This is a genomic window from Streptomyces sp. Z26 (genome assembly GCF_003665095.1).
In the GTDB taxonomy this organism is placed as follows: Bacteria; Actinomycetota; Actinomycetes; order Streptomycetales; family Streptomycetaceae; genus Streptomyces; species Streptomyces phytohabitans.
Genome location: NZ_RCHV01000002.1, coordinates 3285453 through 3299868 on the forward strand (window position 1 = coordinate 3285453; position 14416 = coordinate 3299868).

Below are 14416 nucleotides of genomic sequence, written 5' to 3' on the forward strand. Positions count from 1 at the left end.
GCGCTCCACGTTCGCGGGCGGGGCCCCGCCGGGGCGTCTGACGGGAGGAGTATCCGTCGGTACTCGACGGCGAGTAGGCGAGTGTCCGACCCCGCCCGAGCACGAGCCCCCGACGCGGAGCGCGGACCTGGCGCACGGAGCGCGCGCACGGGACGCCCCGCCCCGTGCGTACGGGGGCGCCTACGCTCGCGGGCATGAGCCGCCTGCACCTCTTCGACCTCGACGGCACCCTCCTGCGGGGCACCGCCGCCGCTGTGGAGATCTCGCGACAACTCGGACTGGAGACCGAGATCGTCGAGCTGGAACGGGCGTTCGCCGCACGGGAGATCGACCCGGTCCGCTTCGCACAGGGCGTTCACAAGCTGTGGTCCGGTCTGACGGAGGAGCATGTCGACGCCGCGTTCCGGGAAGCGCCGTGGATGGACGGGATCGCGGAGGTGTGGGCGGAGATACGGGCGCGGGGCGAGCACTGCGCGGTGGTGTCCCTCTCGCCGGACTTCTTCGTGCGGCGGTTGCTGGCGTGGGGTGCGGACGCCGTGTACGGATCGCGCTTCCCCGAGGTCCCGTTCCGCGTTCCCGTCGACCCGGCGGGCATCCTCTCGCCGACGGCGAAAGTAAAGATTGCGTATGGGTTGTGTGCGAAACTCGGGGTGCCCCCGGATGCATGTGTGGCTTATGGGGACTCGCTGTCGGATGCCGAACTCTTCGCCGCCGTACCCTTGTCCGTGGCCGTCAACGCGGACGACCATCTGCGTGGCCTTGCCTCGTTCGACTACGCGGGGAGCGATCTGCGGGAAGTGTACGACCTTGTACGGTACCGCCGTTAATCCCCCGAGGTGGCTCGAATTCGGGGAACCCGGCATACCTGGGACAGGGCTTGTGGATCGATGCCATAACGGTATGGTCGACTCCGCATCGCCGGGCTGGGCTCCGTGACCGATGTCTCACGGGGTCTCATTGCAGGCGCCTTCCCTGTGCGGGAAGTTCGTGGTCCGACCGGAAGACGTTCGAGGCGAGGCAGAGTAATGACCACCACGTCAGCCGATAACGGCACTTCTGCTGGCGACGGCGGTAACGACGGCGGCGGCGACTGGAGTTGGTTCGCCCCGACGGCCGCCGCCCGTAAGGGAGGCGACGCCTCCGACGACGCGCAGGACGCCCGTGCGGAGCAGGCGCGCCGCGCCTCCCGCTCCGGGCCCGACGGGACACCCGGTCGACAGGGCGAGAACGCCTGGTCGGGAGGGCCGACCGAGGACGGTACGGCACCGTCGTCGGCGGCGCACGAGCGCGTACCGCACGGATCGGACGGCGAGGATATACCCAAGCCGAGCCGCCCCGTCACCCCGATACGCCCGGTCGGTTCGGGCGCCGCACGGCAGGCGCAGGGCGCCGGTCGCGGCGACCGTACGCAGCACGCGAGGGGCACCGGAGGCGGTTCGGTCCGTGACACGGACCCGGCGGCGCTGCGCGAGGCGGTGCAGCAGACGGTGCGGAACGCGGAGCAGCGGGCCGTACGGCGGACGGAGCAGCCGCAGGCACGCCCGCAAGAGCACGAGCGCGCGGACCGTACGGGCCACGACACCCCCGAGGCGGCCGAGGCGCGCGGCAGCGCCCCCGCCGAGGCCCCCCGCCAGAACGTCCCCGGTCACGCGGCGCCGGGGCAGGACTTCGCCCGTGGCGCGGCCGACGCCGAACCGCCGCAGGGCCACGCGGCGACGGCCGTGCCGGAGCAGGGCGGTTCCCCGTTGCCGCAGCGCGTCCCGGCCGCGCCCCGTGTGCCGATGTCCGGCGTGCACCACGTCCCGCAGGCAGCGCCCCACCCCGACCCGGCGCCCCACCCGGCACAGGGCCACGCGCCCGCGCCCGGCGCGGACACCGCCCCGCCCCCCACCGGGGAGGCACGGCCGGAGACCGCGCAGCCCCAGCCCCAGCCCCAAGCCCAGCCCCAGCCCCAAGCGCAGGCTCCCGAGCCGGAGCCCGCGCCCGTTCAGGCCGCCGCGCCAACACCCGCCCCGGCACCCGAGCCGGATCCGGAGCCGGAGCCCGCTCCCGAGCCGATCCAACTCCGCACGCCCCTGCCCGAGTTCGGCCCCGCCGACGACAGCACGCTCATCCGCCGCACGCTGGAGGAGATCGAGCCGGTCGCGGACTCCGCCACCGCGTACTTCTACGCCCTGCTGTTCGTCCAGCACCCCCAGCTGCGCGAGCTGTTCCCCGCCTCCATGGACACCCAGCGCGACCGCATCTTCCGCGCGCTCCTGACGGCGGCGCGGTTGAGCGACGACCCGGACGTCCTCGGCCAGTACCTCTCCGGGCTGGGCCGCGGCCACCGCAAGTACGGGACGGTGCCCGAGCACTACCCGGCCGTCGGCGAGTGCCTGATCGCCGCGCTCACGCAGTACTGCAAGCACACGTGGAGCGAGGAGTCCGAGGCCGCCTGGGTGCGGGTCTACACGGTCATCTCCCAGATCATGATCGACGCCGCCGCCGAGGACGAGAAGCGCGCCCCCGCCTGGTGGAACGCGGAGATCGTCGCCCACGAGATGCGCACCCCCGGCATCGCGGTGCTGACGATGCGGCCGGACCAGCCGTACCCGTTCCGCGCCGGGCAGTACACCAGCCTGGAGACGCAGTGGTGGCCGCGGGTGTGGCGGCACTACTCGTTCGCGTCCGCGCCCCGCCCCGACGGTCTCCTCACCTTCCACGTGAAGGCGGTGCCCGCGGGCTGGGTCTCCAACGCGCTCGTGCACCGCGCGCGCCCCGGCGACGTGGTGCGGATCGGCCCGCCGACCGGCACCATGACCGTCGACCACACCAGCGACACCGGCCTCCTCTGCCTCGGCGGCGGCACCGGCATCGCGCCGATCAAGGCGCTGGTCGAGGACGTCGCGGGCCACGGCAGGTCCCGCCCCGTCGAGGTGTTCTACGGCGCCCGCAGCGACCACGACCTGTACGACCTGCACACCATGCTGCGCCTCGGTGACCAGCACCCGTGGCTGTCGGTGCGGCCCGTCGTGTCGGACGGCCCCACGCACGGGGTCGGGCACGCCGCCGCCCATCTCGGGTCGGCGCAGCCGCTGGAGGGCCAACTGCCGGACGTGATACGGCAGTACGGCCCGTGGAGCGCGTACGACGGTTACCTGTCCGGGCCGCCCGGGATGATACGCAGCGCCGTGGACGCGCTCAGAGGAGCGGGCATCCCGCCCCACCGCATACACCACGACTCGATCGACGAGCTGGTCGCGGCCGCGCAGTAGCGGCGGGGCGCCGCCGGGGCGGGCCCGCCCCGGCGGGGCACGTACGCACCACCGTCACCACCCCGCCCCGTACGGACCACCGGCACGACGACCCGGCACCGACGGCACGACGAACGCAGCACGCAGCAACACACACGCAGCAGCACACAGCACGACGCAGCACACCGCGGCGGAGCGCACCCGCTCGGCCTCGTCGCGACGGAGCACCGCGGCACCGGCCGCGCGCGACGCGTCCCCGGGGCCGAGCGGCCGGGCCCCGGCCTGGGGAAGCAGAAGGAGACAGCGCAGGTGGCAGATGCCGAGGCAGGCGAGACGCGGTACGAGCAGCACTCCCGGAGCACCGAGGTCGTGCCCCGGCCGGGCAGCGACGGTGAGCACGCCCTCCAGCAGAAGCTCGACACGACCGAGCGTGCCGACCGCTTCTACGACGAACAGGTCCTGGACCATCTCAACGAGCGGATGCGGGAGTTCACGCTCCAGCAGGAGATGTTCTTCCTGTCGACCGCCGACCGGCACGGCGAGTGCGACAGCAGCTTCCGCGCCGGGCCGCCCGGCTTCCTGCGGGTCCTGGACGAACGGACCCTGGTCTACCCGGAGTACCGCGGCAACGGCGTGCACGCCAGCCTCGGCAACATCCAGGAGAACCCTCATCTGGGCATCCTGATGGTCGACTTCATCCGCGCCCGGATCGGTCTGCACGTCAACGGCAGCGCCGAGGTGGTCGAGGACGAGGAGATGCGGGCGCTCCACCCCGACCTGCCGCACGACCCGATGCCGGGCCGCCGTACGCGGCTGTGGGTACGGGTCGGGGTCGAGGAGGCGTACATCCACTGCGCCAAGCACATCCCGCACCTCCAGAAGGCGCCGAAGCGCACCGCGCGCGAGTGGGGCACCGACGACTACCGCCGCAAGGGCGGGGACTTCTTCGGCAGCGCGCGGGACGCCCGGGAACGCGGCCCGGTGGAGCGCCCGCCGCGTGAGCACGTGGAGGCACCGGCGGCGCCGGGCGACCCGCTGCTGCCGGTGCGCGGCGCGCGCCCGGTGCTGCCCGCGCTCCCGCCGCGGCCGTCGCCGTTCGTACCGCAGCAGGCGGCCTGGCGCGAGGAGGCCGAGCGGGCGTTGGCGGAGGCGGAGCGGCGCGCGCGTGCGGTGGAGGAGAGCGAACGCGCGGAAACGTTCCAGGGCTGGTTCGGCTGACCTGCGGCGTACGGGCTCGGGGCCACGGGCCGCGTTCTACGGACCCCCGGGAGCCGATCCGGCCGGATCTGTCGGGTCGGCCGGGCCCACGCCGCCGCCTTGGACGACCTGACCGAGGTCCGGGGCGAGCAGGGTCAGTACGCCCTCGATGTTGGCGTCCAGGTACGCGCGCAGCGACGGCGGCACCACCTCCACCGAGGCGATGCCCGCGCGGCTGAACGGGATGCGCACGATCTCGTACTCCCCGCACGGCTCGTCCACTTCGGGCCCGTGCCGCCGTGACGTGTCCATCGACACGAGTCGGCACGCGAAGAAGTGCTGCACCTTCACGCCGTCGGAGCCGTCCGGCTCGACTGCTCCCACCGGCCCGTCCGCATCGGCGAAGTCCCCGTCCGCCGGGCCCGGTTCGGGCACGGTGTCGACGAACGCGGGGACGACGCCGGTGACTTCCGCCCCCAGCTCCTCGTCCACCTCGCGGTGCAGCGCGTCCACGACGGTCGCGTCCACGTCCGGTTCGACGCCGCCGCCGGGCGTGATCCAGTACGGGTCGAGGCCCGGTTTGGTGCGCTTGATGAGGATCATGTCGGGGCCGTCGAGGAGGATGGCGCGGGCGGTACGTTTCACCACGGGACGTTCATGGGGCATGGGGGAGATGTGGCCCGCGCCGGGCCCCGCGAAACCCCGCGGCGCCGCCGGGCCCGTCGACCGGTACGTGTGACCCGCCGGTACGTGTCGTCCGCCGGCACGTTGCCATCCCCGGTACGCGTCACCCCGTACGCGTCACCAGGACGTCGCCGCGCGCAGCAGCCGCTCGTGGGCGCGCGCGAGGTGCGGCAGGGCGAGGGTGCCCGCGCGTACCGACAGGAAGTACGTGCGCAGCGGCGGCATCTGCGGTTCGAGCAGCGCGACGAGGCGGCCGTCGTGGAGGGCGGCGGCGCACAGGTAGCGCGGCAGCACGGCGATCCCGGCGTCCGCGAGGACGGTGTCGAGCACGGCCCGCAGGTCGGGTACGACGACGGCGGCCGACCGTGTCACCGGGCTGTCGGCGTCGAAGACGGTGGCCCAGTAGCGGCTCAGCAGCGGCAGGCTCTCGTGCACGGCCACGACGGGTACGTCCGCGAGCGCGGGCAGGAGGACGGACGCGGGCGCCCGTTCCGCCGCCTCCGTGGCCCCAACCGCCGCAACCACCCCAACCGTCCCCGTCGCCCCGCCCAAGTGCCCGGCCCAGTACGGGGTGCCGACGAGGACGAGTTCCTCGTCCCACAGCGCCGTCGTGGCGAGCAGTTCGCCGCGCGGCCGGGCCGTGCTGAGGGCGAGGTCGCAGTGCCCGGTGGCCAGCCCGTCGAGGTTCTCCTCGGTGGTGCCGAAGACCGTGCGTACCGTCAGCCCCTCCGCCACCAGCGGTGCCAGCGCGGGCAGGACGCGCAGCGACGTGAACTCCGGTGGCCCGGCGAGGTGCACGGTCCGCTCCTCCGGCTCCCCGGCGACGCCCGCCTCGGAGAACTCCAGCAGCGCGTCGAGGTGCGGGGCGACCTTGCGGGCGAGTTCGTCCGCGGCGGCCGTCGGCGTGACGCCCCGCGCCCCGCGGTCGAACAGGGGCCTGCCCAACCGCCGTTCCAGGGTGCGCATCTGCCCGGTCACCGCGGGCTGCGACAGCCCCAGCAGCGCCCCGGCGCGTGTGAACGAGCCCGCCCTGTGCACCGCGAGGAACGTACGCAGGAGGTCCAGTTCCACGTCACCTCCGGTGTGTTCGTGCCGCTGCGGCCCCCGGACGGAGCGATAAATATATCGATAGATACATGTCGACACAGTGATTGGACACCGATCCCGTGCCAACTAGCCTGGGAGATACGGCTCTTGGCGTACGCGACCCGGTGACGGGCCCCGCGAACCGGGAGCCGTGGGCGGTTCGAGGCACGAGGGGGGAGCCTCGAACCGCCCCGGCGGGCGCGTGCCGCCCGCGCGCGGGCGCGGCCCGTCAGAGGACGCCCGCCCGGCCCGCCGCGGTGATCCAGGACGGGAACTCGGACAGCAGCCGGTCGTACAGCTCCTGGTCCGGGACGCCGCTGATGTCGTCCACGGCGAAGAAACCGACGTTGTCGACGCGGCGGCCGGGCAGGGTGTCGAAGCGTTCCAGCACGCCGTACGAGGACCGGCCCAGCCCCACGAACTGCCAGAACACCGGCTCGTCCACGGCGGCGCGCAGCTCGCGCTCGATCTCGTCGTCGCGGTAGACGCCGCCGTCGGAGAAGAACAGCACGAGGGTGGGGACGGTGGTGGGGTGCGCCCGTACGTACGCGCGGACCTCCGCGATCACCTTCTGCTCCTCGTTCTGGATGCCGACGTCCCGCATGTCGACCTGCCCCGGCAGCAGGCCCTTCTTCGGCTTGCGGCGCCGGAAGAGGCCCAGTTCACCGATGCGGACGTGCAGCCGCAGCCACTCGGGCAGTTCGCCCAGCCGCAGGTCGGGCAGGCGGGCCGGGGCCGAGGCGAACGTCCACGCCTGCATCTCGCCGTCGTCGTCCAACTGCGCGGCCACTGCGGCCATCCGCTCCACCACGTCGGCCACGACGCCCCTGGCGTAGACGGCGGCCATGGAACCGGAGGCGTCGAGGACGAGGACCACGCGCGCGGTCACCCCGGCGGCGCCGTGTTTGCGCAGGCTGACGGCGACCTGCTCCTTGCGCAGGGACAGCCGCTCGCGCATGTCGTACGGCAGCCGCTCCTCCCCCGCGCGCGGCCCCTCCCGTACGGGCCGCGCGGGCGGCCCCGGCGGTACGGGCGCCTGCCGTGCGGGCCGCGTGGGCGCCCGCGGTACGGGTCCCGGCGGCGCCTCCCGCACGGGCCGCGGTTCGTCCACGCTGATGCCGAAGTCCGTGGCCAGCCCGGCGAGTCCCGACGCGTACCCCTGCCCCACCGCGCGGAACCTCCACCGCCCCTGCCGCGGGTACAGCTCCCCGCCGACGAACGCGGTCTCCGTCGTCGCCGTCATCGCGAACCGCGCCAGCTCCGCCCCGCTCCCCGCGTCCAGCAGCCGTAGCGCCAGCCCCGGCACCTGCCCGAACGTGCCGCCGTCCGCCGAGGCGCACAGCACGACGCGCTCGACGGCAGGTTCCAGCGCGTCCAGCCGTACCTCGACGGCGTCCGTCACGGCCCCGGTGTCGCGCCGCTTGCCCAGGTGGGTGACGGCGCCGGAGGTGTGCCGCGGCTGGTTGTAGAAGACGAAGTCGCCGTCGCCGCGCACCCGTCCGCCCGCGTCGAGCAGCAGCGCGGAGGCGTCCACGTCGGGTACGCCCGGCCCCTCCGACCAGGTGAGCACGGCGCGTACGGCGGCCGCGTCGACGGGGAGATTGGCGCCCTTGCTCAGGGTTCTGGCCGTCATGCCCCCATTGTGCCGACCCGCCCGCCCGGACGGGAGGCTTCCGCTCGGCCGGCCCCGGGGCGTACCCCGGGGCCGGCCAAGGGGGCCACGGCGGGCGTCAGTCCGCGAGGGGCAGGTGGAGGCGGTGGCCCGACTCCGCGAACTCGCGGGACTTGGCGAGCATCCCCGCCTCGATCTCCGCCCCGGTCAACGCCCGACCGCCGTCCCGACCGCCGGAACCCTCCCCGTCACCGGAACCGTCACCGTCGGGGCCGAAGCGCTCGTTGATGTCGCGGCTGATCCGCATCGAGCAGAACTTCGGCCCGCACATCGAGCAGAAGTGCGCCGTCTTCGCGGGCTCCGCCGGAAGCGTCTCGTCGTGGAACGCGCGGGCCGACTCCGGGTCGAGGGCCAGCTGGAACTGGTCCTCCCAGCGGAAGTCGAACCGCGCCTCCGACAGCGCGTCGTCCCAGTCCTGCGCTCCGGGGTGGCCCTTGGCGAGGTCCGCCGCGTGCGCCGCGATCCGGTACGTGATGACGCCCGTCTTCACGTCGTCCCGGTCCGGCAGCCCCAGATGCTCCTTGGGCGTGACGTAGCAGAGCATCGCCGTGCCCCACCAGCCGATCATCGCCGCGCCGATGCCCGAGGTGATGTGGTCGTACGCGGGCGCGATGTCCGTGGTGAGCGGGCCGAGGGTGTAGAACGGCGCCTCGTCGCAGATCTCCCGCTGGAGGTCGATGTTCTCCTTGATCTTGTGCATGGGTACGTGCCCCGGGCCCTCGACCATCGTCTGCACGTCGCGGTCCCGCGCGATCCGCGTCAGCTCCCCCAGGGTGCGCAACTCCGCGAACTGCGCCTCGTCGTTGGCGTCCGCGATCGACCCCGGGCGCAGCCCGTCGCCGAGCGAGAACGTCACGTCGTACGCCCGCAGGATGTCGCACAGCTCCTCGAAGTGCGTGTAGAGGAAGCTCTCCCGGTGGTGCGCCAGGCACCAGGCGGCCATGATCGAGCCGCCGCGCGAGACGATGCCGGTCTTCCGGCGCGCGGTCAGCGGTACGTGCCGCAGCAGGACGCCCGCGTGCACGGTGACGTAGTCGACGCCCTGCTCGCACTGCTCGACGACGGTGTCGCGGTAGACGTCCCAACTCAGCTTCTCCGCGCGGCCGTCGACCTTCTCCAGCGCCTGGTAGAGCGGCACCGTGCCGATGGGGACGGGGGAGTTGCGCAGGACCCACTCGCGGGTGGTGTGGATGTTCCGGCCGGTGGAGAGGTCCATGACCGTGTCGGCGCCCCAGCGGGTGGCCCAGGTCATCTTCTCGACCTCCTCCTCGATGGAGGAGGTGACGGCGGAGTTGCCGATGTTGGCGTTGACCTTCACCAGGAAGTTCCGGCCGATGACCATCGGTTCGATCTCCGGGTGGTTGACGTTCGCGGGGAGGACGGCGCGTCCGGCGGCGATCTCCTCCCGTACGAACTCGGGCGCGCGGCCCTCGCGCAGGGCCGCGTACTCCATCTCCGGTGTGATCACCCCCTGCCGCGCGTACGCGAGTTGGGTCACCGCGGGCCGTACGCCGTCCGCCCCGGTACGCGCGCGGCGCGGGCGGCGTGGACGGCCGGGGAACACGGCGTCGAGCCCGGCGGGCGCCGCGTCCGCCGTGGCGCCCGGGGCCGCCTCCCGGCCGCCGCCCCCGAGGCGTACGCCGCGCGGGGACGTGTGCTTGAGGCCGTCGTCCTCGGGGCGCGGGGCGCGGCCCGCGTACTCCTCGGTGTCGCCGCGGGCGACGATCCAGTGCTCCCGCAGCGGCGCCAGGCCGCGGCGCACGTCGGTGTCGACGTGCGGATCGGTGTACGGGCCGGAGGTGTCGTACAGCGTCACGTCCGTGCCGTTCGTCAGGTGTACGCGGCGGACCGGGACCCGGATGTCCGGGCGCGACCCGCTCACGTAGTCCTTGTGCCAGCCCGGTGCGCGCGATCCGGACGGCTCCGCGGACCCGGTCGGGCCGGTGGGCCCGGTCGGTCCGGCGGACTCGGGCGCCTCCTGGGCGCGTTCAGGCGTGCGTGCGTTCTGCGTGGTCATGGAGACCCAACTCCCTACGCCGGCATTACCCGGTAACAGGTTCGGCGGTCGGCGCAGCCGTCTCAGCGCCCTCTCAGCCCCGTGCTCGGAGCTCCCGCGATGTCTACAGCGGGCGCCACGCTACGGCACGGGTGTGGTGCTGGCCAGGGTGCCCGGACGGGGTTGGCATGATCTGGTCGTGACCCCGACACCCGACACGCCCCCGAACCGCCGCCCGCACGGCCCGCCCGGCGGCCACGACGGCGCACCCGGCGACAGCCCCGGCGACCCCGCCCCTCCCCATGCCCACGGCCACGCCCACGGCCACGGCCACACCCACTCGCACGGTCCCGCCGCGCCCGTCTCCCGCCATCTGCGCAAGGTCATCGCGGCCGTCCTGATCCCGTTCGCCACGGTGATCGCCGTCGGCATGATCGTGCTGTGGCCCGGCGACGCCCGGCACAGCGGCGGCCCCAGCGGTGTCGGCTTCGACCGTCCCACGTTCGACGCGCGCGTCACCGCCGTGAAGGAGGTCGACTGCGAGGACGTCAACGCCCAGCCGCAGCAGCCCCCGCCCGGCCAGCAGCCGAGCGCGGGCCGCGGCGACCGCTGCCAACAGGCCACGGTGGAGGTGACGGCGGGCAAGGACGAGGGGCACACGTTCAAGGAGGTCGTCACGCCGGACGCCACCCGCACGTACAGCACCGGCCAGAAGGTGGTCGTGGCGTACGCGGAGAAGGCGCCGCGCGAACTCCAGTACAGCGTCATCGACGTGGACCGCACCTTCCCCATGCTGCTGCTCGCGGGGATCTTCGCGCTCGTGGTGGTCCTGGTCGGGCGGTTGCGCGGGGTGCTGGCGCTGGTGGGGCTGGTGGTGAGCTTCGCGGTGCTCACGCTGTTCATCCTGCCCGCCATACTGGAGGGTTCGAACCCGCTGGTCGTCGCCGTCGTCGGGGGCAGCGCGATCATGCTGACGGCGCTGTACCTCTGCCACGGCCTCTCCGCCCGTACGTCCGTCGCGGCGCTCGGCACCCTGTCGTCGCTGCTGCTGATCGGGCTGCTCGGCTCGGTGTTCATCGACTGGGCGCAGCTGACGGGCAACACCGACGACCAGACCGGCCTGGTGCACGGCCTCTACCCGGACATCGAGATCAAGGGGCTGCTGCTGGCGGGCGTGCTGATCGGTTCGCTCGGTGTGCTGGACGACGTGACGGTCACCCAGACGTCCGCCGTGTGGGAGCTGAAGCAGGCCGACCCGTCGCTCAGCAGGCGCGCGCTGTACGGGGCGGCGATGCGCATCGGACGCGACCACATCGCGTCGGTGGTGAACACCCTCGTGCTCGCGTACGCGGGTGCGTCGCTTCCGCTCCTGCTGCTGTTCACGATCGCGGAGAGCAGCGTCGGCACGGTCGCGGGCAGCGAACTCGTCGCGCAGGAGATCGTACGGACCCTGGTGGGGTCCATCGGGCTGGTGGCGTCGGTGCCGCTGACGACGCTGCTGGCGGCGCTGGTGGTCTCCGCCGACCGGCACGGGGGAGGTGTCGGCCGACCGGACGCCGCGGAGGCGGCGGAGCGGTCAACGGGGGTACGTACGGGCGAGGCGGCACGTACGGGCGAGGCGGCACGGCCGGGTGGTGACGCCGGTACCGGCGCGGGGTGGCCCGGCTCCGGGGATCAGCCCGGCACCCGGGGGCCCGAGGGGCGGCAACCGGGCCCGGTCACCAGTCGTCGTGGCGGGAGGAGGAGGAAGCCGAAGTGAACCGGCGCACCACGTACATCAGTCCGCCGATCACGGCGACCACCACCAGCACCTTGAACAGCAGCGCGATGAGGAAGCCGACGACGCTCGCGATCAGGCCGCCGAAGACGACGAGCACGACCAGCGGTACGGCGACCCACTTCACCCACCACGGCATCGTGGCGAAGACGTCCTGTGCGGCCATGAGAGCTCCCGTTCTGCTGCGAGGTGCCGCCGGGGGCCGCGGAGGTCCGCGGTCCCGGGGACGGCACGTGAATCCGTTCCGCTTCCGATGCTAGAGCGCGGTGCCGGTGGCCGGGAGGGCGCTCGGCCCCGGTTCGTCCCTGACCGGACCCCTACGTGACCCTCACCCCGCCCCGCCCCGCCCTCAGCCCTCCGGCGGCGCGAACACCACCATCACCCGCAGGTCCTCCGTGACGTGGTGGAACCGGTGCGGCGCCCCCGCTGGTACGTACACCACGCTGCCCCGCGCCACCTGCGTCGTCTCCTCGCCCACCGTGAGCGAGGCGCGGCCGCTCACCACCAGGTACACCTCGTCCTGGGCGTGCGGCTGCTGCGGGTCCTGCGCGCCCCGGTCCAGCGCGTACAGCCCGGCGGACATGTGCCGTTCCCGGAGGAACCGCAGGTACGCGCCGTCGTTCGCGGCCCGTTCCGCCTCCAGCTCCTCCAGCCGGAATGCCTTCACCCCTGCTCCCCACTTTCCCGCGTTCTCTGGAACCCTTGTGTCATGACCAATTTCCTCATCAAGACGCTGGCCAACGCGGGTGCGCTGGCCGTGGCCATCTGGGTACTCGCGGACATCACCCTGACCGGGGACAACACCGGGCGCAAGACGGTCACCCTGATCGTGGTCGCGCTGATCTTCGGGCTCGTGAACTTCGTCGTCAAGCCGATCGTGCAGCTCCTGTCGCTGCCGGTGCTGATCCTCACCCTCGGACTGTTCACGCTGGTGATCAACGCCCTGATGCTGATGCTCACTTCGTGGCTCGCCGACAAGATGGACCTGGCCTTCCACGTCGAGGGCTTCGGCACCGCCGTGCTCGGCGGCCTGATCATCTCCGTCGTGTCCTGGGCGCTGAACATGGCCCTCCCGGAGGACTGACCCGCACCCGATGACGTACGACGAGAGTGACGACGAGACGCGCGACGGGACGTACGGCGACCCGCGCCCGTACCGCGTGTGCTTCGTGTGCACCGGCAACATCTGCCGCTCCCCCATGGCCGAGGCCGTCCTCCGCGACCGGCTCGCGGAGGACGGGCTGGCCGGGCTGGTGGTGGCGGACAGCGCCGGTACGGGCGGCTGGCACGAGGGGGACGGCGCGGACCCGCGCACGGTCGCGGTGCTGACGGCGGCCGGGTGCGGCGCCGGGCGGGAACGGGCGCACCGGGCGCGGCAGTTCACGGCGGACTGGTTCGCCCGCCGGGACCTGGTGATCGCCCTGGACCGCGGGCACCTGCGGGAGCTGCGGGCCATGGCCCCGTCGGAGGCGGACGCGGCACGGGTACGGCTGCTGCGCGCGTACGACCCGGAGGCGGACGGCCCGGACGTCCCCGACCCGTACTACGGCGGCCCGGACGGCTTCGACGCGTGCCTCGCGCTCGTCGAGGCCGCGATGCCGGGGCTGCTCGCGGAGGTCGGCGACGCGGTCGCCACGGGCGCGGGCCCCGGCGCGGGTACGGGCCCCGGCGCCGGTACGGGCGCGGGCTGAAGGCGGCGCGGATGCGGGGGAGTTCGGGCGGCCGGGAGGCGACGGCCGTCGGCACGCGCGTGGCGCGGCTGCTGGGCGGCGGACTCCGGTACGCCGGGGCCGTGGGCGGCGGCTCGATCTGCGCCGCGTGGCGCGTCGAGCTGACACCCGCGTCCGCATCCGCACCGACGACCGCGCCCGCACCGACGACCGCGCCCCTGGCGACACCCGCACCCGCACCCGTACCGCCCGCCGCACGCGCCCGCACCGTGTTCGCCAAGACGCTCCCCGACGCGCCCCCGGACTTCTTCGCCGCCGAGGCCGCCGGGCTGCGCGACCTCCGCGACACCGGCGCCGTGGCGGTGCCCGGTACGGCCGCCGTGACGGAGGGGCTGCTCGTCCTCGACTGGGTGGAGCCCGGACCGCCCACCCCCGCGCAGGCCGAACGCCTCGGCCGCGACCTCGCCGCCCTGCACGCCACCCCGGCGCCGTCGTACGGCACTCCGGGCCGCGCCGCGTACCTCGGCCCGCTGCCGCTGACCTCCCCCGACCCCGCGCACCCGGCGACCCGCGCGGCGGACTGGCCCGCGTTCCACGCCGAGCACCGGCTGCTGCCGTTCCTCCGCCGCGCCGTCGACAACGGCGCGCTGGAGCCCGCCGACGCCGCCGCCGTGGAACGGCTCTGCGGCACGCTCGACCGCGTCGCCGGACCGCCGCAGCCGCCCGCCGTGATCCACGGCGACCTGTGGTCCGGCAACGTCCACTGGTCCGCCGACGGCCGCGCCCACCTCGTCGACCCGGCCGCGCAGGGCGGGCACCCGGAGACGGACCTGGCGCTGCTGGAACTGTTCGGCTGCCCGCTGCTCACACGGGTGCTCGCCGCGTACGAGGAGCTGCGGCCCGTCGACGGGCGGGCCGCGCGGGTGCCGCTGCACCAGCTCCAGCATCTCCTGGTGCACGCCGCCCTGTTCGGCGCCGGTTACGGTGCACGGTGCGGGGCGGCGGCGCGCGCCGCCCTCGCGTCGTGACCGCGCGCCGCACCACCGCCCGGCCCCGGCCCCGAGCCCCGGCCCCCGACACCCCCGCGACGTACCCCTG

13 protein-coding genes and 1 riboswitch are annotated in these 14416 nt (G+C 73.9%); of the genes, 7 read left to right on the forward strand and 6 right to left on the reverse strand.

Annotated features, from left to right (window positions below; translation table 11 throughout):
- The first annotated feature begins 194 nt into the window (after positions 1-194).
- The 3 genes from D7M15_RS14600 (at position 195) to D7M15_RS14610 (ending at position 4454) form a co-directional block, all read left to right on the forward strand.
- Positions 195-827, forward strand: coding sequence for an HAD-IB family phosphatase (locus D7M15_RS14600; RefSeq protein ID WP_121520789.1), 633 nt, complete (start codon positions 195-197; stop codon positions 825-827).
- 198 nt (positions 828-1025) lie between these two features.
- Positions 1026-3257, forward strand: a complete 2232-nt coding sequence (locus D7M15_RS14605) for a globin domain-containing protein (protein WP_121517913.1) — start codon at positions 1026-1028, stop codon at positions 3255-3257.
- A 348-nt stretch (positions 3258-3605) separates the two neighbouring features.
- Positions 3606-4454: a pyridoxamine 5'-phosphate oxidase family protein gene (locus D7M15_RS14610; RefSeq protein ID WP_206337487.1), complete on the forward strand. Its 849-nt coding sequence runs from the start codon at positions 3606-3608 to the stop codon at positions 4452-4454.
- 36 nt (positions 4455-4490) lie between these two features.
- Here the strand turns inward: D7M15_RS14610 and D7M15_RS14615 are convergent, their stop codons facing one another.
- From D7M15_RS14615 to thiC, 4 genes are all read right to left on the reverse strand, one after another.
- A complete protein-coding gene (locus tag D7M15_RS14615) occupies positions 4491-5099 on the reverse strand; it encodes an NUDIX hydrolase (RefSeq protein WP_121517914.1) in 609 nt (202 codons plus the stop codon).
- 135 nt (positions 5100-5234) lie between these two features.
- Entirely contained in the window at positions 5235-6188 is a 954-nt protein-coding gene (locus D7M15_RS14620; protein ID WP_121517915.1) for a LysR family transcriptional regulator, read from the reverse strand.
- Between the two features lie 244 nt (positions 6189-6432).
- Positions 6433-7836, reverse strand: a complete 1404-nt coding sequence (locus D7M15_RS14625) for a VWA domain-containing protein (RefSeq protein WP_121517916.1) — start codon at positions 7834-7836, stop codon at positions 6433-6435.
- Between the two features lie 97 nt (positions 7837-7933).
- Entirely contained in the window at positions 7934-9892 is a 1959-nt protein-coding gene (gene thiC / locus D7M15_RS14630; protein ID WP_121520792.1) for a phosphomethylpyrimidine synthase ThiC, read from the reverse strand.
- Positions 9887-10000, reverse strand: a riboswitch (TPP riboswitch). Its footprint overlaps the gene before it by 6 nt.
- A gap of 70 nt (positions 10001-10070) precedes the next feature.
- On the opposite strand from thiC, the gene D7M15_RS14635 reads away from it, so the two are divergent.
- Positions 10071-11630, forward strand: a complete 1560-nt coding sequence (locus D7M15_RS14635) for a YibE/F family protein (protein WP_121517917.1) — start codon at positions 10071-10073, stop codon at positions 11628-11630.
- Here D7M15_RS14635 and D7M15_RS14640 read toward each other — a convergent pair.
- Positions 11590-11814 (reverse strand): DUF5326 family protein, encoded by a 225-nt coding sequence (locus D7M15_RS14640; protein ID WP_121517918.1) that lies wholly within the window; start codon positions 11812-11814, stop codon positions 11590-11592. The genes D7M15_RS14635 and D7M15_RS14640 overlap by 41 nt on opposite strands.
- Positions 11815-11997: 183 nt before the next feature.
- Entirely contained in the window at positions 11998-12315 is a 318-nt protein-coding gene (locus D7M15_RS14645; protein ID WP_121517919.1) for a cupin domain-containing protein, read from the reverse strand.
- A gap of 42 nt (positions 12316-12357) precedes the next feature.
- Here D7M15_RS14645 and D7M15_RS14650 point away from each other — a divergent pair, with 42 nt between their 5' ends.
- The 3 genes from D7M15_RS14650 to D7M15_RS14660 are packed head-to-tail and all read left to right on the forward strand — an operon-like array spanning position 12358 to position 14346.
- Complete coding sequence (locus tag D7M15_RS14650) at positions 12358-12732, forward strand: phage holin family protein (protein WP_121517920.1); 375 nt, start codon at positions 12358-12360, stop codon at positions 12730-12732.
- A 10-nt stretch (positions 12733-12742) separates the two neighbouring features.
- Positions 12743-13339, forward strand: coding sequence for a low molecular weight protein-tyrosine-phosphatase (locus tag D7M15_RS14655; protein WP_121517921.1), 597 nt, complete (start codon positions 12743-12745; stop codon positions 13337-13339).
- A gap of 11 nt (positions 13340-13350) precedes the next feature.
- On the forward strand, positions 13351-14346 hold the full coding sequence (locus tag D7M15_RS14660; protein ID WP_121517922.1) for a fructosamine kinase family protein: 996 nt from the start codon (positions 13351-13353) through the stop codon (positions 14344-14346).
- Positions 14347-14416 lie beyond the last annotated feature (70 nt).